General features: G+C 58.1%; 16 protein-coding genes. 7 read left to right on the top strand and 9 right to left on the bottom strand.

Annotation, left to right across the window (positions count from 1 at the left end):
- Positions 1 to 32: 32 nt before the first annotated feature.
- The 8 genes from I2G69_RS06410 to I2G69_RS06445 form a co-directional block, all read right to left on the bottom strand.
- Positions 33 to 1,346, bottom strand: a complete 1,314-nt coding sequence (locus I2G69_RS06410; RefSeq protein WP_087234655.1) for an ABC transporter substrate-binding protein — start codon at positions 1,344 to 1,346, stop codon at positions 33 to 35.
- A gap of 189 nt (positions 1,347 to 1,535) precedes the next feature.
- Positions 1,536 to 3,332, bottom strand: coding sequence for a cache domain-containing sensor histidine kinase (locus I2G69_RS06415; protein ID WP_172749735.1), 1,797 nt, complete (start codon positions 3,330 to 3,332; stop codon positions 1,536 to 1,538).
- Complete coding sequence (locus I2G69_RS06420; protein ID WP_195560440.1) at positions 3,317 to 4,882, bottom strand: response regulator transcription factor; 1,566 nt, start codon at positions 4,880 to 4,882, stop codon at positions 3,317 to 3,319. The genes I2G69_RS06415 and I2G69_RS06420 overlap by 16 nt, the downstream gene beginning before the upstream one ends.
- Before the next feature lie 206 nt (positions 4,883 to 5,088).
- The gene (locus tag I2G69_RS06425) at positions 5,089 to 6,732 is read right to left on the bottom strand and encodes a class I adenylate-forming enzyme family protein (protein ID WP_207740555.1); all 1,644 of its coding nucleotides are present in this window, start codon (positions 6,730 to 6,732) and stop codon (positions 5,089 to 5,091) included.
- A gap of 12 nt (positions 6,733 to 6,744) precedes the next feature.
- Entirely contained in the window at positions 6,745 to 7,980 is a 1,236-nt protein-coding gene (fabF, locus tag I2G69_RS06430) for a beta-ketoacyl-ACP synthase II (RefSeq protein WP_191395645.1), read from the bottom strand.
- A gap of 319 nt (positions 7,981 to 8,299) precedes the next feature.
- The gene (locus tag I2G69_RS06435) at positions 8,300 to 8,602 is read right to left on the bottom strand and encodes a helix-turn-helix domain-containing protein (protein ID WP_237967009.1); all 303 of its coding nucleotides are present in this window, start codon (positions 8,600 to 8,602) and stop codon (positions 8,300 to 8,302) included.
- Positions 8,603 to 8,745: 143 nt separating this feature from the next.
- On the bottom strand, positions 8,746 to 8,877 hold the full coding sequence (locus I2G69_RS14515) for a hypothetical protein (protein WP_195560441.1): 132 nt from the start codon (positions 8,875 to 8,877) through the stop codon (positions 8,746 to 8,748).
- Between the two features lie 130 nt (positions 8,878 to 9,007).
- The gene (locus tag I2G69_RS06445; RefSeq protein WP_087234660.1) at positions 9,008 to 10,285 is read right to left on the bottom strand and encodes a PepSY1/2 domain-containing protein; all 1,278 of its coding nucleotides are present in this window, start codon (positions 10,283 to 10,285) and stop codon (positions 9,008 to 9,010) included.
- Positions 10,286 to 10,457: 172 nt separating this feature from the next.
- On the opposite strand from I2G69_RS06445, the gene murD reads away from it, so the two are divergent.
- The 7 genes from murD to I2G69_RS06480 all read left to right on the top strand — a co-directional run bounded on the left by murD (position 10,458) and on the right by I2G69_RS06480 (position 16,721).
- A complete protein-coding gene (murD, locus tag I2G69_RS06450; protein ID WP_195560442.1) occupies positions 10,458 to 11,852 on the top strand; it encodes a UDP-N-acetylmuramoyl-L-alanine--D-glutamate ligase in 1,395 nt (464 codons plus the stop codon).
- A gap of 169 nt (positions 11,853 to 12,021) precedes the next feature.
- Positions 12,022 to 13,041, top strand: a complete 1,020-nt coding sequence (locus tag I2G69_RS06455) for a M28 family peptidase (RefSeq protein ID WP_191395648.1) — start codon at positions 12,022 to 12,024, stop codon at positions 13,039 to 13,041.
- Position 13,042: 1 nt separating this feature from the next.
- Entirely contained in the window at positions 13,043 to 14,068 is a 1,026-nt protein-coding gene (locus I2G69_RS06460) for a M42 family metallopeptidase (protein ID WP_195560443.1), read from the top strand.
- Positions 14,065 to 14,817, top strand: a complete 753-nt coding sequence (locus tag I2G69_RS06465) for a GNAT family N-acetyltransferase (protein ID WP_195560444.1) — start codon at positions 14,065 to 14,067, stop codon at positions 14,815 to 14,817. The genes I2G69_RS06460 and I2G69_RS06465 overlap by 4 nt, the downstream gene beginning before the upstream one ends.
- On the top strand, positions 14,814 to 14,999 hold the full coding sequence (locus I2G69_RS06470) for a DUF6440 family protein (RefSeq protein WP_087234665.1): 186 nt from the start codon (positions 14,814 to 14,816) through the stop codon (positions 14,997 to 14,999). Before I2G69_RS06465 ends, I2G69_RS06470 begins: the two co-directional genes overlap by 4 nt.
- On the top strand, positions 14,992 to 15,453 hold the full coding sequence (locus I2G69_RS06475) for an NUDIX hydrolase (protein ID WP_087234666.1): 462 nt from the start codon (positions 14,992 to 14,994) through the stop codon (positions 15,451 to 15,453). Before I2G69_RS06470 ends, I2G69_RS06475 begins: the two co-directional genes overlap by 8 nt.
- A complete protein-coding gene (locus tag I2G69_RS06480; RefSeq protein ID WP_195560445.1) occupies positions 15,450 to 16,721 on the top strand; it encodes a methionine gamma-lyase family protein in 1,272 nt (423 codons plus the stop codon). The genes I2G69_RS06475 and I2G69_RS06480 overlap by 4 nt, the downstream gene beginning before the upstream one ends.
- Positions 16,722 to 17,181: 460 nt before the next feature.
- Here the strand turns inward: I2G69_RS06480 and I2G69_RS06485 are convergent, their stop codons facing one another.
- A complete protein-coding gene (locus tag I2G69_RS06485; RefSeq protein ID WP_195560446.1) occupies positions 17,182 to 17,430 on the bottom strand; it encodes a hypothetical protein in 249 nt (82 codons plus the stop codon).
- Positions 17,431 to 17,459: the final 29 nt, after the last annotated feature.

Below are 17,459 nucleotides of genomic sequence, written 5' to 3' on the forward strand. Positions count from 1 at the left end.
TACAAACCGCCTCGCCGGCGGCCGTATACAAATTAAGAGTGGAGGACGGAAGCGCGCGCCTGTGTCTGGGCGTTTTTGAGCGTCTCATCCATATCGGCCCCCTGCATAATGGATTGCAGGCTCTGGGCGATGATGTCCTCCATGGTATAGGTATACAGCCCATAATTGACCGGCGGGATCTGCTCGGTCCAGGCCGCAAGATCCTCATAGATCCGCTGGCCTCCAAAAAATTCACTGGGCTCACTTCGGTATTTCAAATCCTTTGCGGACTTCATGGTGCTCACCAAGCTGATGTCCTTCACCAGGTCGTCGATCAACTGCTCGTTGGAAGCAAAGGTCTTCCCCAAGAAGTCCACCGCCAGGTCCGCACCCGGGACGCTGCTCAATACATACCAGCTCCCACCGCCAATGCTGGAAGCATTGACCGATTCGGGGATGCCGTCCAACCGCGGGATCGGCGCCACGGCCCATTTGCCGCTCTGCTCCTCCGCTTTCACAATATTGGACATCACCCAACAGCCCGAGGGGACGCTGGCGACCTCTCCCTCCTGGAAAGCCTTCACAAACGGGTCCCAGCCGGACACCTGCAATGCAATCCCGGAATCCACCATGCGCTGGTACGTGGAAAGCGACGCCTTGAGCACTTCATTTTCCGCAATGTCCACGCTCTCGCCGTCCTCTTTTACATACCATGCCCCGGCGGACTGCATCATGATGCGCACCTGGCCCAGGTCGCTGGGGTCCAACGTCAACATATATTTGCCGGTCGCCGCTTTGACGTCCTTACCGATTTCAATGTATTCGTTCCAAGTCAGGTTCTGCATGTCCTCCTGCGTGTATCCCGCCGCTTGGAGGTAATCCGTGCGGTAAAACAGGGCGGCTGCGCCGCTGTCAAACGGGACGCCATAGATCTTACCCTCCTCCGTCATGACACGGAGCTTATATTCCATAAATTTATTGGGGTCCACAATGGAGGAAAGGTCCCGGAACTCCCCGGGGTACGACTTCAGGAAATTCTGGATCCGGTAATCCTCAATCAGGACAATGTTGGGCAGCCCTTCATAGTTGGAGGAAGAAAACGCGGTATTGAGCCGGGTGATGATGTCCGTCTGGGCCATGGTGACGATGTCAACCTGGACGCCCGGATCGGTCTTTGCATAATACGCCTTTGCCAAATTCGCCGCCTTCACATTGAAGGTATCGTCCCAAGCCCATATGGTCAATGTATGTTCTTCTGCCTCCATGGCCGGCTGTTCCGCCGGTCCACCACCGGTTTTTGCACAGGCTGTCAACCCCCACAACAGGCAAAAAGCCAGCGCCAGGGCCAGCAAACGGGAACAACGCATGCTAACCCCTCCTGTCATATTCTGCAAGCCCTTTTTGACAGCGCCCATAAGAGGGGCGGCTTGCATAAACGCATTGTTTCTTTTCATCTGTATCTTATTTTACTAAAAACCAATCCATAGGTATTAGCAATTTCTTTCTCTCATTTGGTATTTTTTTTAGATGTTTTTTCATAGACATTTGTACTTTTTTTATAAATTGGTAGGATCTTTGGATTCTTTCTCCTGCGCCGGGATCGTGATGGTGACTGCCGTGCCCTTGCCCGGTTCACTGGAAATGGAAACGCCGTACTGCGCGCCATAGAGGAGCTTGATCCGGTCGTCTACATTTTTGATGCCAATCCCGGTGAAGTGGTCTGCTTTCCCGCCGGTGGACAGCGTGCGGCCGACCTCCTCCTGTTTCATGCCGGAGCCATTGTCGATGATTTCGCTGACCAGGTCATTCCCGCGGCGGCGGACCGACACAAAGATGCTCCCTTCCTCCGCCCCGCTGAACGCATGGAAAAATGCGTTCTCCACAAACGGCTGCAAGGTCAGCTTGGGCATCAGGCAGTTGCGGCAGTCCTCGGCCAGCGAAAACCGGACCTGAATCTGCTCCCCAAAGCGCAAATGCTGCAAAAAGACGTAATCCTTTAAGTTGTCGAGTTCCTCGGCCGCAGGGATGCGTTCCTCGCGTTTGCTGATGGTCCCGCGCAGCAGGCGGCTAAACGAATCGATCGCCTGCACAGCGCTTTCGGAATTGCCCTGCCAGATCATCCATTTCAGGGAGGCGAGCGTATTGTAGATAAAGTGCGGGTTGATCTGCATTTGCAAGGCGCGGATCTCCGCCTCGCGCTTTTCGTCCTCGATGGTCATGATCTGCTCCATGTAACTGTCGAGGCCATCCAACATGTAATTGAACGCCGTTGCAAGTTCCCGCACCTCATAGTTGCCTTCCACGGGGATGTGCCGGCTAAAATCCCCCTGCGTTACCTGTTTCATCTCTGCGACCAGGGAATGGATCGGCCGCGTCGTTTTGCGCACCACGAGGAACATGATGGCGAACACGCACAGGACCACCAACAACGTCATAATTTCAATGGGCTTGTAGCTGCCGACCGCGCGCAGGATGCTTTCGCGGTCGATCAATCCAACCAAATGGAAATTCCAATGGGGGATCTCCTGGGCAACCACGGCCATCTGGCGCCCGGACTGGACGATCTCCCCATAGGGCAGGCTGTTTTCTTCCACCTGTTGCGCCGTCTCCAAAAGCTCCAGATTTTTAAAGCCGATGAGTTCCTTTTGGGTGGACGAGATAATGCGCCCTTCGCTGTCCAGCAGCATCAGGCTGTTTGCGTCGCTGCTGAAACTGCTGTAAAAATCGCGCAGGACCTCCTGCGGGATGACCACATAGGCATATCCGTAGTTCGATTGCCCGCCGGCATAATTCAGGCCTGTACTGGCAACGATGGCGCTGTCCCCCTGGGTCAGCGTGGTGAAGCCGTCGTCTACATATTGATAAAGGATGCGGTTGGGCTGGCGGCGCGTCTCCTGTGTGACCGCGCTGTCCAGCAATTCTTCCACTGAAACGGTCAGCCCGGCATCGCTGCTCAAATAGCTGCTGCCGTTGACGCCCACCAGCACAATGCTCATCTTCTCAAAATAATCCGGCGGCAGGGCGTGTTCGAGGTTCCACACCATGCTGTACTGCGTGTACGACGCGGTCGCGGAGCTGCGGTCCTCGCTGGTGAGATAGCTCCGGAAGGCCCAGTTGTTCTTGATCACGCTCATGATTTCGGAAATCTCATCGTTGAACCGGCCCATATTTTCCCGAATCTGCCCGATGATCTGGGAATTGGACTCCGTAAAGGTGTCCACATATACGTCCTCGGACGCCCGGATAGAAATACTGAGCGTCAATGTAGCAACGCATATGACGCTCAGCAGCATGACCGATAGAATTTTCAGCAGCAAACTATTGGACCGCAGTTTTTCTAAGATTTTTTCCATCGTTTCCCTCCAACCGCGGCGCCGCATTGACGGCGGAACTCGCTCGGCGTTTTCCCGGTAAATTTCTTGAATACCTTACAGAAATAACTGTGATCCCCATAGCCGACCATCCCGCACACCTCGGACACCGGGATATCGCCCTTGCGCAGGAGTTCCTCCGCGCGGCGGATGCGGGCGCGGTTCAGATATTCACTGAACCCCTCCCGGTTGTTGGCGCTGAAATACGAGGACAGGTAAGAATAATTGAAATTGAATCGCTTGGCGACATCGTTGAGGGTCAGCGCCTCGGCGCAGTGTTCCTCCACATAGTCGAGGATCTCCTGGACGGAACGCTTCCCTTGCCGCGGCGCCCGCTCTTCAAACAGCGTGAGAAAATCGGACCGGATGCAACCAAAGGCTTCCAGGAGATCTTCCGCGAATTTTGCTTCGCTGATCCGGATAAAACAGTCGCGCTTGAGGGAAGCGATGCGTTCCGCATCCATGCCGCTTTCCTCCCAAAAGGCCAACATCTGATAGAGCGCATCCTGCACCAGGGATTTGAGCTCGAATTCCCCGGGGGCATGCCGGTCAACCGCCCGCCGCAGCCAGGCGTCCAATTGCTCCAACGCCTGACGCATATCGGATGCGCGGATCAATGCGTTGAATCTTGCGGCGTCGAACGGCTCTGCGGCGGCCGGGGCAAACGCATCCTCCCCCTGGATGAACACGTCCCGGCAATAAAAGCGCTGCCGGGAGAGCGCGGCCAGGCGGGTATAGGTCTCTTTGAGCAGGCCCAATCCACTGAACTCCCTGGTGTAGACATAAAAGGCGCGCGGCGACTTTACGCGTACGGAGGCCACCAGCTTTCTGACGCGCTCCGTCAACGAGCGGTACGGCTCCGCCGCATAATTGACGATCATCAGCAAAAACTTGCGGTCGATCGTGGCCACCCGCGCGGTTACGCCGGGCAGGAACTCCTCTGCGCCGGCTGCTAAAATCCCGGCCTCCCGGCTGAGATTGGCTGCATTTCCCAGCACATAGGGGACATTCATCCCCACCAGGAAAAAGTGCAGATAGGGAAATACCTTGCGCAACTTTTCCAGGGCGTCCGGCGCGGGGAACCCGGACAGCGCCTGGTTGATGACGCTCTCGAACGAATCCCCTCCCCCGCGGGTGAGCACGAAATCCGGAATCTGCCCAGCCGCCTTACAGAGGGTCGCCAGCAATTCCTGCTGGTTCAGCGTGGGCTTGAGGATGTAGTCCACCGCGCCGTGCTGGAAGATGGATTTTACATATTCAAAGTCGCTGTAGCCGCTCAACACAATGACGCGGGTTTCCGGATACCGCTCCTGGATGGCCTGGGTCAGGGCGATCCCATCCATCACCGGCATGACCACGTCCGTCAGCACAATCTGCGGCTTCAATTCCTCGATCCGGGCCAAGGCTTCCTCCCCATTGGACGCTTCCCCCACGATCTGGAACCCCTCCTGCTCCCAATGGATCATGCCCTTGATCCCCTGACGGGTGAGATATTCATCCTCAACGATCAAGATGCGGCAATAGGTAGACATCCTGCTCCCCCTCCCCGCCGTCCAGCGGTTTTTTCACCCTTATTATAGCGTATCCGGGCTTTTCCAACAAGCGCCGCAACCTCTTTCATTCATAGAAGCATAAGCGGCCGCCGCAGGACGGTTATCCCCTGAAATGGGCAATTTTCCACCCACTTTTTCATAGAAAAATCGCCGTCCAAACCGGACGGCGATTTTTTCCACGGATTTTATTTAGATTGTTTTGCCTGCTCGCGCAGTTTATAATGCATCAGTTTGCCGGTCGCGGTGTGCGGCAATTCCTTCACAAGGTTGTACACGCGCGGCCATTTGTACGAGGACAACATGGGGCTGTGCATGCAATATTCCTTGAGCTCGGCCACCGTCAAGCTTTCGTCCGAGGGGACGACATAGGCCGCCACAACCTCGCCGCGCAGCTTGTCCGGAATCCCGATGACGGCGCTCTCCGCCACCTTGGGATGCTCGTTCAGCACGGCCTCGATCTGCGTCGGGTAGATGTTTTCGCCCGCGGACACAATCATATCGTCCTTCCGGCCAGAAACGGTGACAAACTCGTTTTCATCCCATGTCCCCACGTCGCCGGTGTAGAGCCAGCCCTTGTAGAATTTCTGGGCGGTCATCTCCGGATTGTTAAAATAGCAGAACGCGCTCTTCGCAGGGGAGGAGATGATGATCTCCCCAGGGGTCTTCCCGTCGCGCGGCACGGTGTCCTCCGGCTCGGCATGCGAACCGTCTTCGCGCAGGGCGACCAGCCGGACGTCGTCATCCGTGCAGGAGCGTCCGGCGGAACCCGCCATATCCGGCAGGTCAAACGGGCGCAGGAAGGTGTTCCAGAAGGTCTCCGTGGTGCCATAGCCGTTGAAAATATTGGGGGTCAAGAGCTTCAAATACTTTTCGCACGCAGCCTTTTCAAACGGGGCGCCCATGGTCACAATGCCCCGCAGGGCCGACAGCTTTGCATGGGCCTTTTCCTGCGCGCGCGCGAGCATAGCGATGATGGTCGGCACGCCGATCAGGAACGAAACCTCGTATTTTTCCGCATATTCCAGGCAGCGTTTCGGGCTGAAGTCCCGCAAAATGACCACTTCGCCGCCCGCATACAGCGTCGGGCACGGGCCGCCGGAATGGATGCCGCCGCGGTGGAACCACGGGGTCATATTCATGGTGCGGTCCGTCGGGCCGAGCGGGAAATGCATCATCACATCGTGCGCGGAAAGGACCTCGTTCACGTTGTTGATCGGCACGCCCTTGGGCCGGTTGGTGGTCCCGGAGGTATATAGGCGGGTGGTCTCATCGTAAATATGAGGGGCAAAGTCGATGGGCGGATCGGTTTCCGGCTGATTCGCCACATAGTCCTGATACAGAATATGGCCGTCGGGCGCCTGCGCGCCGCCCTTGTAATCCACCATAATGGTGACATGCGGCTTATGTTCGCACATTCCCAGCGCGCCCGCGGACAGGTCGCCGAACTCCGCATCGTAGAGGAATGCTTTGGGGCGGCTGTCGTCGATGACCAGCGCAATCTCGCCCGCGCCCTGCCGGTAGTTGACCGGGCAGGCAATCGCGCCGATTTTGTGTGCAGCAAGGTAACAGAATACAAACTCAGGGGAGTTGAGCAGCGCAAACATCACCACGTCGTTCTTACCGACCCCGTCCGCGCGCAGTGCATGCGCCAGGCGGTTGGCCTCGGCGTTCAGCTCCGCATAGGTCCAGCGGCGGCCGGAAATCGGGTCGTTCAGCGCTGGGCGGGTGCTAAAACGCGATACATTGCGCAGAAATCCGTTCAGATAGGTGAACCGCGACTCGAACGTGTCGCGGAACATGGTGACGTCATACGTATACTGGTTATTCAAACTGTGTTCGCCTCATTTCTCGTATCGGGAAAGAATGATACTGGAATTTTGTCCGCCAAAGCCCAGGGAATTGGACATGGCGGCTGTGATCTCGACCTTGCGGGCCGTATTGGGTACATAATCCAGGTCGCAGTCCGGGTCTGGGGTATCCAGATGCAGGGTGGGCGGCAAAATGCCTTCCTGGATTGCTTTGATGCAGGCGATGGCCTCGGTCAGGCCGCCCGCGCCCATCAAGTGGCCGGTTGCGGATTTGGTTGCGGAGACCGGCGGGGCCCTTTCGCGCCCGCCAAACACGGCCTTGACCGCCAATGTTTCAGCCTTGTCGCCGAGCGGCGTCGAGGTACCGTGCGCATTGATATATCCGATGTCGGAGGGCTGCATCCCGGCGCGCTGCAGCGCGCGCTTCATGCAGGCCGCAGCACCCGCACCATCCGGGCAGGGCGCCGTGACATGGTGTGCATCCGATGTGTTGGCCCAGCCTGCCAGCACCGCGTGAATCGTTGCGCCGCGCGCGAGGGCGTGCTCTTCGGTTTCAATCAGCAGCGCGCCGCCGCCTTCCCCGATGACAAAACCGTCCCGGTTGAGGTCAAACGGGCGGCAGGCATGGAGAGGATCGTCGTTGCAGCGCGAAAGCGCCTTGGCCTGCGACAAGCCGGACACCACGATCGGGCAGAGGATGCTCTCCCCGCCAACCGCAAGGACTGCGTCCGCCTCGCCCGCGTTGAGCAGCATGGCCGCGACCATCATCGCGTCGCCGCCCGCGGAACAGGCCGTATTGAGGGTCATGCTCGGGCCATGGATGCCGCGCGCGATGGCGATCTGCGCGGCCGCAATATTGCCGATGGCCATGGGCACAAAGCGCGGACCGACGCGGCGGCCTGCATCAAACGCCTCCTGGGTGTGCGCCACCGTGGTCACACCCGCCATAGCCGTGCCCATCACAATGCCAATCCGGTCGGACTCGGCTTCGATGGGAAAACCACTGCTCTCCAATGCCTCCTGCGCCGCAGCATAGGCAAACTGCATGAACGGGTCCATGGTGCGCGCAAGCGTCTTGGGCATGTGATCGGCCGGATTGAAATCCTTCAACTCAGCTGCAATCTGTACGGGCAAATCAGACGCATCAAAGCGCGTGATCGGGCCAACACCGCAACGGCCTTCGATCAGCGCATTCCAATAGGCGGTTACCCCTATGCCGACCGGCGTGACCGCCCCCATGCCGGTGATTACCAATGTTTTTTCTTTCATGCCAGTTCCCCATTCCTCATTTCCCCTGAAATTTGCAGCAGTCCGCGGAGGCCTTGAAATTCATCGGTCCGCAGGCGGCTCTGCATGGAAATCGGCGCCAAACGGCTGGCCGGCCACTTCCCCACTCTGCAAAGAAAAAGCTGATTTTCCCCCGGGGGACATTGCCGGCTAACCGCTGTTCTGATACTATTATCCGTTATTATAACAGAAAAGTATCAAAAATAAAAGAAGAATCGCTGGATAAGCCATACGAAAACAAAAACCTTCCCCAAAGCGGGGAAGGCAATAGCGCCGCCGGTCCCGGGCGAACACGCTCTATTTACATAATATCGATCAGCTCGAACAATACCCGTTTTTGCTCCTCTGAAAGGGTCGCCCACTTTGCAAACAACGCCCGTTGCTCCTCCGTCAATTCCATCGGCTCCTTCCCTTCGGAAAAGAATTGTGCCAGGGTCATTCCAAACGCTTTGCAGATCGCTTCTAATGTGTATAGCGTTGGAACATTATTCCTCTTAAATAAATTGCTGATCGTGGATTGTGGCAGATTTGCCATCTTCGCTAATTTATATTCACTCCATCCCCGCTCTTCCATAAGTTCGCGGATGTGTTGCTGAACGTCCAACCCATCACCCTCCATCGGCAACGATTCTTTCTTGCAGGGAAGGCGTCTTCCCACAATCTAAGCGAAGAATGAAAAAATTCTTTCTTCATTAATCATATGTCTTCTTTTCCATCTTCCAGGTACTCGACCAATTCCCCCGGCTGTCATTCGGACATGCGGCATAACCGGTCCAATGTTTTCGTGGGGATGGGTTGATCGTGCCGGATTCCCTGTAATGTCTGCGGAGCAATCCCTTCGTTTGCCAAGTGGTAATAGGAAAGCTGCCGGTCCACCATAAGGCTTCGCAAAGGACGGTAGGAGATAGCCCCGGCTTAAAATGATAGGGGCTTGGATGCTCTCATTATAGTGATTATAAGCATGATCGTCAATGAGAAAAAGCGTGCGGCAATCCCGCACGCTCTCCCTCTATTTCACCAGTACCCCGGAATCCGACTGCATCAGAATGAAAATCTGCTCCTCCATCCCGGTGGAGGCGTTGATATAGACCAACACGCGGTCCTCATTTTCCCCTGTGCATTGGAATTCGTAGCACAACACCTCGTTTAATCCCGGCGTGGGGATGAGCGCCAAGGAACCGCTCTCCACCTTGAGCCGGGGGCTGACGGACTTCTGCGCCTCTTCCTGCGTGATTTTTGGCGTGAGTTCACCGCGGTCCGTGTGATTCATAATATAGCCGGTCGCATTATACTCGACAATGCCGCCGGTGTCCAACGCCACTGCCACCTTCACCAGATCGGGATAGCACGTCACGCCGTCCTGGGAATAGGCATAATTGATGGTGCAGATGCCGTCGTTGATGACATAATAGCTTTCCTTCATGTTTTGGATGCCCTTTGCCTCCAAAAAGCCCTGCGCGGCGGTGCGCGCCCCATCCGCATCCAGCCGGATTTCCCCGATCTCCCGGCCATCCGTCATCGCGCTCACCACGCCGCCCGCCTTTGTCACGGAGATCCGGATGGTGCCGCAGTCGAAATTATAGGTGGGCAGGCCGCCGGCGCTGTCCTGGGTGTGGGTCAGTTTGTCCTGTGTAACGCCGAGGAACGACGCCGCGTTGTTCTGGGCGTTGCCCTGTGGCACCTCGCTCTGCCCCGCCAGGAGCTTTGGCTCCTGCTGGCCGATGTGGTCGGAGAAGGGGCCGTCGTAGATCAACGAGGGGTAGTCCGTAAAATCGTCCGCTGCCTGCTGGAAGCTGGCGTCCACCGGCCCGGCGTCAAAGTCCGGCTGGATGCCGTCCAACCCCTCTTTCAGCTTCTTTGCGTACTGCTCCAGGTTTTCCATGGAGGCATATTCCTCCTCGCTGATGCTGCCCCCTGCGGAAATTTTGGAGGACAGCGCCATGGAGAAATCGCCCACCTGCGAGATAAACTTATTCACGTTGGCAAGGTTGCCGCTCTCCAGCGGCAGAATCCCCAGCGCCGCCTTCGCCATGCTGGTCTCCCGCATCAGCTTTGCCGCAAGGCCGTTCTGCTGGGTGGGCGTATTGGCGTAGATGCTCTTATTCAATGTATTTTCGATGTTGTCCACGCAGTCGCCCAGGTCTGTCACGGCCCGCTGGTAGTTGTAGTTTAAATTCATCTTGTATTTGGACGCCTGCATGTAGCCGCTCACCGTCGTGCCCCCCAGCACCAGGATCACGGCAACCAACGCAAGGGACAAAAACAGCACTTTCCGGTTTTTTGTCATACAATTCGACCGCCCTTCCTGTTTTGTGGTCATGGGATGTGGTTATTTTTAGCAGCGGTTCGCCCGATTATACGGAATTTGGATTGCGAAACGATTTGCTGCGCGCTATAATACTACTGCTGAACGATTTCCAAATAAAAACGGTGCAAAATGATCAGACGGGGGCGGTTCGATGGACAGCAGAGTAGAAGCATTTTTTGATTCGGTCAAAGGCAAACGGGTGACCTTTTGCGGCATCGGCGGCAGCAATCTGCCGCTGATTTCGCTGTTTCAGGAAAAAGGGGCCGTGGTGTCGGCGCGGGACCGCCGCACACGGGAAGCACTCGGCAAGACGGGGGACGATCTGGAGGCCCGCGGCGTTGCCCTGCATCTCGGGGAGACATACCTGCAAAACCTGGATGAGGACATCATCTTCCGCACGCCCGGCATGAAATTCACCTTGCCGGATCTGGACGCCGCCCGTGCGCGCGGCGCGGCGGTCACCTCTGAGATGGAGCTCTTCTTCGACCTGTGCCCCTGCAAGATCTATGCGGTGACCGGCAGCGACGGAAAGACCACCACAACCACCATTGTCTCGGAATTTTTAAAGGCGGCCGGGAAAAAGGTCCATCTGGGCGGAAACATCGGCCGGCCGCTTCTCCCGGAGATTGAGCGCGTCGCGCCGGACGATGTCGCGGTGGTGGAGCTCTCGAGCTTCCAATTGATCTCCATGCGCAGAAGCCCGGACGTGGCGGTGGTGACCAACCTGTCGCCCAACCATCTGGACATCCACAAGGATATGCAGGAATACATCGATGCCAAAAAGAACATCTTCCTGCATCAGAACGCCTTTGGGCGGACCGTTTTGAATGCAGACAATTCCATCACCGCAGGCTTTGCGCCCGAGGTGCGCGGGCAGCTTTACACCTTCAGCCGGAGGGGGCGCTGCGCCTATGGCGCTTGGGTCGACGAGGCGGGCCGCATCCTGCTCTCGCAGGGGAAGGACGACACCTATGTGATGGATGCGTCGGAGATCAAAATCCCCGGCGCCATCAATGTAGAAAATTATCTGGCGGCCATCTGCGCGGTCTGGGGCGACGTCCCCATCGACATCATCCGCGTGGTGGCCCGCAACTTCGGCGGCGTGGAGCACCGCGCCGAATTGGTGCGCGAGTTGGACGGCGTGAAGTGGTACAACGATTCCATCGGCACCAGCCCGACCCGCACGGCGCGCGGCACCCTCTCCCTGTACGACCGCAAGATCATCCTGATCGCCGGGGGATACGATAAAAAAATCCCGTACGACGACCTCGGCCCAGTGATCGTGGGCAAGGTCAAAACGCTGGTCCTGATGGGCGCAACCGGCCCGAAGATCGAGGCCGCGGTGAAAGCGACCCCCGCCTATGAGGAGGGCAGCCCCAAAATTCTCCATGCCCGCTCCATGGAAGAGGCGGTGGAGATCTGCCGCGCCGAAGCGCAGGCGGGCGACATCGTGTCCCTCTCCCCCGCCAGCGCGAGCTTTGACCTGTATGCCAATTTCGCCGAGCGTGGAAACCACTTCAAGCGCTTGGTCAACGCGCTCAAATAATACAATCCTAATATATAGAATATCATTTATACAAATTGTATAAACTGTGTGTTTTCGATGGAAATCGCGGTCTTTCTCCAAGCCGTGCAAATCCGTCTGGCACTTATAACGATTCGTAATATATTTGATAAATCATACAGATTGTATCGTATCAAGCAGGAGGAATACCATGACCGAGGATTTACAGGAACTGCTCTTTGCGCTCTGCGCAGCGCCCGGCACGCCGGGCGACGAATCCGAAGCGGCCAGGCGCGCCGCATGGGAGCTTTCCGACTGCGGCGAAACGGAGATCGACCGCATGGGAAATGTCATCTGCCGTATGGGAAACCAAACCGCCCAACAGCAGATTCTCTTGGACGCCCACCTGGATCAAGTGGGCCTGATCGTAACCCGTATCGAAACGAACGGCTTTTTGCGCGTCGACCGCTGCGGCGGTACGGACCGCCGGGTCCTCCCGGGCAGCCCGGTCACCGTGTTTGGCAAGGAACCGTTGACCGGGATTGTCTGCTGCATGCCCCCGCATCTGACCGAGGGCGGCGAGGACAAGGTGGAGTCCGTGGACCGGATGGCCATCGACCTGGGGCTTTCCACGGAAGAGGCGCAGGAACTTGTCTCCCCCGGCGACCGGGTGTTGGTCCGCGCGCCGCAGAAGCGTCTCCTGGGCACCCGCATCACCTCCCCGGCCCTGGACGACCGCGCGGGATGCGCCGCATTGATCCGCTGTGCACAGCTTTTGCGCAATCAAACGCTCTCCTGTGGGCTCACCATCCTGTTGAGCAGCCGCGAAGAGGCCGGCGGCCAGGGCGCACAGACCGGCGCCTACTCTTTGGAACCCACGGAGGCCATCGCAGTGGACGTCAGCTTTGCCGCCCAGCCCGGCGTTGACCCGGCAAAATGCGGCAAGCTGGGCGGCGGCCCCATGATCGGCATGGCGCCCATTCTCAACCGCCCGATGACAAACCGGCTGCTGGAGCTCGCCAAAGAGCACGAGATCCCCTACTCCATGGAGATCATGGGCGGGGAAACCGGCACCAACGCGGACGAAATCGCCGTCTCCCGCACCGGCGTCCCCACGGCCATGGTGTCCATCCCGCTGCGCTACATGCATACGCCGGTCGAGGTGATCGACACCCAGGACGTGGCGTATACGGCGCGCCTGCTGGCGGAATATGTGAAGGGGGTGGACTGAAATGGCGGATCTGGCACTTTTGGAGCGTCTCTGCTGCGCACGCGGCATCTCCGGATGCGAGGAGGAAATCCGCGAAATCATTCTGGAGGAAATCCGTCCGTATGCCGACTGCGTGGAGGTCACGCCGCTCGGCAATCTTCTCGCCTTCAAAAAGGGGGCGAACCGCGCTAAGACCAAGTTGATGCTCAACGCCCACATGGACGAAGTGGGGATGACCGTCACGTATATTGAAGACAACGGATTGCTCCGCTTTGCCACGGTGGGCGGCATCGACCGCCGGGTGCTATGCGGCAAGCCCGTCACCGTGGGAAAGGGCATCCCCGGCGTGATCGGCGCAAAGCCCATCCATTTGCTCACCAGCGAAGAGCGGGAAAAATCCGTCCCGGTCAAGGATCTGTATATCGACATCGGCGCGCTCAGCCGCCAGGAGGCGGAGGAAGCGGTTTTCCCGGGCGACCCGGTGACCTTCGACTCCCTCTTCGACACCGCGCACGGCATGATTAAAAGCCGCGCCCTGGACGACCGCGCAGGCTGTGCCATCTTGATCGACCTGCTCAAAAAGCCGCTGCTCTACGACATGCTGTTCGCCTTTGTCGTGCAGGAGGAAACCGGGCTGAACGGGTCCAAAACCGCGGCGTATATCGCGGACCCCGACGCCGCCATCGTGGTGGAAAGCACCACCGCCGCCGATGTCGCAGGTGTCCCGGAGGACAAGCAGGTCTGCCATGTCGGGAGCGGGCCGGTCCTCTCCTTTATGGACCGCCGCACCATCTACGACCGCGCATATTACCAGATGGCGTTCGACGCGGCAAAGGAAACCGGCGTCTCCTGCCAGGCAAAACAGGCGGTGGCCGGAGGCAACGACGCGGGGGCCATCCACGTCTCGCGCGGCGGCGTCCGCACGGTGGCGGTCTCCCTGCCGTGCCGGTATCTGCACTCCGCTGTCAGCCTCATCTCCCAGAAGGATTTCCATGAGGCCGAAACGCTGATCGAACGGCTGGCGGAAAAGATTGCAGGCGGCGAATGATTGCATTTGTAGAACACCCCGAGGCGCTCGCCTCCTTTTCGGGAAACGCCTTTGCTTGCCGCATCCGCGCCACGGCCGCTGCGTACGGCTTTGCTCACCCGTTCGCACGGTTTTGGGTGCAGGGCCGCGGGGCAGCCCTATGCCTTCTGGACGATGTGATGATCCTGGACGCGCGCGCCGGTGCGGACTTTGACGAGCTGGCCGCCTTCCTCCCCGTTGCCGGGGCGCGGACCGTGCTCTGTTCCGCCGAGGCAGCCCAGGCGCTGCCGTTTCCCCGCCGCGCCACAGGGGAGATCATGGCGTTACGAGAGCGGGCTGCCCCTGTGGAGGAAGCGGAAATCCTCTGGGACCCCAGCCCCCGGCTGTTATATCCCCTTTTATGTGCAAGCCAAACGGCCAGCTTTCTCCCGCCGCCGTTTGAGCCGTTTTATCTCGACCTCTCCCACCGGACGCGCCACGGGGCCGCCCGCTCCGCCGCCATTCGCGCGGGGGATTCCCTGGCCGCCTGTGCCATCTGCTCTGCAAAAACGGAGGAGGCGGCGGTATTGTCCGCGGTGGCTGTGCGGCCGGATGTCCGGCGCCGCGGGTTCGGGGCGCGGGTTGTCCTCGCTTTGGCGGCAAGCCTGCCGGTGGATACCATCTATATTTTCCGCGCTTCGGGGGAAAACGAAGCCTTTTATCGAACACTTGGATTTACTGGACACAACCATTTTGCAGAGCTGGATGTCCAAGAAAGGAACAACCTATGAAAGAAAAACGTTTTGAAGTGGTCTTTTCCCAGGGAACCATGGATGTCGTTCGGATCCTGGTGGACCAGGTGACCGGTGTAAACTATTTGCAGGTCTGCAACGGATATGCGGGAGGGTTGACCCCCCTGCTCGACCGCGAAGGAAAACCCGTCATTTCGCCGGTAAAGCCGTATCATGGCTGACATGCCGGTGATTTCCTTTTATCCCCGCCTGCCGCACGGCGTTTCCCCGCTATTTTCGTTCGTACTGGCGAAAAAGGACGCAAAATGGGTTCTCTGCCGGCAAAAGGCGCGGACAACCTGGGAATTCCCCGGCGGGCACATCGAGCCGGGGGAATCGCCGGAGGCGGCGGCGCGGCGTGAGCTCTGGGAGGAAACCGGCGCGGTCCGCTACCATCTGGAGTACCTTTGCGCGTATTCCGTGGAGGGCGATCCGATCGACGGTGTAGACAAAAATTACGGCGTCCTATATACCGCAACAATTGAAACTTTTGAAGAACTGCCGCCCATGGAGATGGCGGAAATGCGGCTCTTTGCCGAATTGCCAACAAATATGACGTATCCACAATTGCAGCCTAAGATGGCGCTCTATGCGGAGAACGTCGGGAAATGGAAGAAGGAGAAAGGAACCCCATGATTTACCCTGCATTTCAAATTGATTCACGCATCCAGGACGCGGCAGCCCGCGCGATGGAAAAAATTGCCCCCGTCCTGAAAGGCATCGACGATACAACGGACTACAACCAGCAGAAGATGCTGTCCGCCTTCATTTCTTCCGGTGTGAGCGAAAGCCATTTTGCGGCCTCGACCGGATACGGATATGGCGACCGGGGCCGCGAGGTGCTCGACCAGGTCTATGCCAAAGCGCTCGGCGCGGAGGACGCCCTGGTGCGCTATAATTTTGTGAGCGGCACGCATGCGCTCACCGTTGCGCTCTTCGGCGTTTTGCGTCCGGGGGATACCATGCTCAGCGTGACCGGCCTGCCCTATGACACGCTGCGCGGCGTGATCGGCCTGGCCGGGGATGGGAACGGTTCCTTGAAGGAATTCGGCATCCGCTACGAGCAGGTCGATCTCTTGCCCGACGGCACGCCGGACTATGCGGCGATCGCCCAGCGCGTCACCCCCTCGATCAAAATGGTCTATATCCAGCGGTCGCGCGGCTACAGCCTTCGCCCCTCCCTCTTTGTGGAGGACATCGAACGCATCGCCAAAATCGCCAAGGAGAAGGCGCCCAATTGCATTGTGATGGTGGACAACTGCTATGGCGAATTCGTCCAGCGCGACGAACCCACCAGCCACGGCGCCGACCTGATGGCGGGTTCGCTCATCAAGAATCCCGGCGGCGGCGTTGCCCCCACGGGCGGTTACATCGCCGGGCGGCGCGATTTGGTGGAAAGCTGCTCTTACCGGCTGACCACCCCGGGTACCGGCAAGGAGATCGGGTGTACGCTCGGCAACAACCGCGAACTGTTTATGGGTGCGTTCCATGCGCCGCATGTCACGGGTGAAGCGCTCAAAACGGCTGCGTTTACGGCCGCGCTCTTCAACGAGTTCGGCTACGATGTAACGCCCAAGCCCGACGAGCCGCGCGCGGACATCATTCAAGCCGTCCTCCTGCGCCGGGAAGAGGCCCTGATCGCCTTCTGCCAGGGCGTGCAGAAGGGCGCCCCCGTGGACGCATTTGTCACGCCGGAGCCATGGGACATGCCGGGTTACGACTGCCAGGTCATCATGGCCGCAGGCGCCTTCACCCTGGGCGCGAGCATCGAACTCTCTGCGGACGCGCCTCTGCGCGAGCCCTATGCCGCCTGGATGCAGGGCGGGTTGAATTTCCACAGTGGGCGCTTAGGAGCTATGCTCGCGGCGCAATCCATGCTGGAGCGCGGCATTCTGGAAGCATAGTGGTGAAATCTGTTTAAAAAATGATTTGAAAAAACAACCGGGAATGCCATGGACTTTTTCATTGGCATTCCCAATTCATATCGACATCTATATCGGCAGCATTCCCCATTGCGCCAAAGAATTTCAAATATATACACTACTCATTTGGCCTTATACAGAAATAAGTTTTAAGATACAAAAAACGGAGAACCCTACAAGAGTTCTCCGGTTGGTCGGAGTGACAGGATTTGAACCTGCGGCATCCTGCTCCCAAACGCTTGAACCAAATTTTTTATGGTGATTTGTAGTGCTTTCCGGCGCTTTCTGTTCGGTATCAGATATTTTTTGACACTCTTAAATCCGCTGTTTCCATGTGTTCCGGCCCTGACTGTGGTCAAATATGGGGTCAAAAACGCTTCCTGACCAGGGGCGGCAGGTGTCTGCCAGTCCCGGCCCGGAAGCGGTTTTTTCGTGAGAGAAGTTACTCGATTTCCAGCAGTTGCTGGGCTACATCCATAGCCGCTCGCTTATCCCAGATCTGGGGTTCATCATACGACTTCCTGCGGCACATCCAGCAGGAACAGTGGATCTTCCCCTTGGACAGCCGTCCGGCGGCGCCGTGTTCCCACGCAAGGACATTCTCTTCTCCTCCAAGCTGGCGGAGAATCGTTTCCTTGCGATGGATTGCACGCATGCGCTGTTTGCGATAGTAACTGCGGTCTCTGTTCAATTGTGCTCACTCCTTGACAGTTCGGGCCG

The organism is Anaeromassilibacillus sp. D41t1_190614_C2 (assembly GCF_015558525.1).
Taxonomy (GTDB): domain Bacteria; phylum Bacillota; class Clostridia; order Oscillospirales; family Acutalibacteraceae; genus Anaeromassilibacillus; species Anaeromassilibacillus stercoravium.

What these genes read in the sequence shown, in the direction of transcription:
- I2G69_RS06410 (WP_087234655.1), bottom strand. Translation starts at nt 1,346, where the DNA reads ATGCGTTGTTCCCGTTTGCTGGCCCTGGCGCTGGCTTTTTGCCTGTTG.
- I2G69_RS06415 (WP_172749735.1), bottom strand. Translation starts at nt 3,332, where the DNA reads ATGGAAAAAATCTTAGAAAAACTGCGGTCCAATAGTTTGCTGCTGAAA.
- I2G69_RS06420 (WP_195560440.1), bottom strand. Translation starts at nt 4,882, where the DNA reads ATGTCTACCTATTGCCGCATCTTGATCGTTGAGGATGAATATCTCACC.
- fabF (WP_191395645.1), bottom strand. Translation starts at nt 7,980, where the DNA reads ATGAAAGAAAAAACATTGGTAATCACCGGCATGGGGGCGGTCACGCCG.
- I2G69_RS14515 (WP_195560441.1), bottom strand. Translation starts at nt 8,877, where the DNA reads ATGGTGGACCGGCAGCTTTCCTATTACCACTTGGCAAACGAAGGGATT.
- I2G69_RS06445 (WP_087234660.1), bottom strand. Translation starts at nt 10,285, where the DNA reads ATGACAAAAAACCGGAAAGTGCTGTTTTTGTCCCTTGCGTTGGTTGCC.
- murD (WP_195560442.1), top strand. Translation starts at nt 10,458, where the DNA reads ATGGACAGCAGAGTAGAAGCATTTTTTGATTCGGTCAAAGGCAAACGG.
- I2G69_RS06455 (WP_191395648.1), top strand. Translation starts at nt 12,022, where the DNA reads ATGACCGAGGATTTACAGGAACTGCTCTTTGCGCTCTGCGCAGCGCCC.
- I2G69_RS06460 (WP_195560443.1), top strand. Translation starts at nt 13,043, where the DNA reads ATGGCGGATCTGGCACTTTTGGAGCGTCTCTGCTGCGCACGCGGCATC.
- I2G69_RS06465 (WP_195560444.1), top strand. Translation starts at nt 14,065, where the DNA reads ATGATTGCATTTGTAGAACACCCCGAGGCGCTCGCCTCCTTTTCGGGA.
- I2G69_RS06470 (WP_087234665.1), top strand. Translation starts at nt 14,814, where the DNA reads ATGAAAGAAAAACGTTTTGAAGTGGTCTTTTCCCAGGGAACCATGGAT.
- I2G69_RS06475 (WP_087234666.1), top strand. Translation starts at nt 14,992, where the DNA reads ATGGCTGACATGCCGGTGATTTCCTTTTATCCCCGCCTGCCGCACGGC.
- I2G69_RS06480 (WP_195560445.1), top strand. Translation starts at nt 15,450, where the DNA reads ATGATTTACCCTGCATTTCAAATTGATTCACGCATCCAGGACGCGGCA.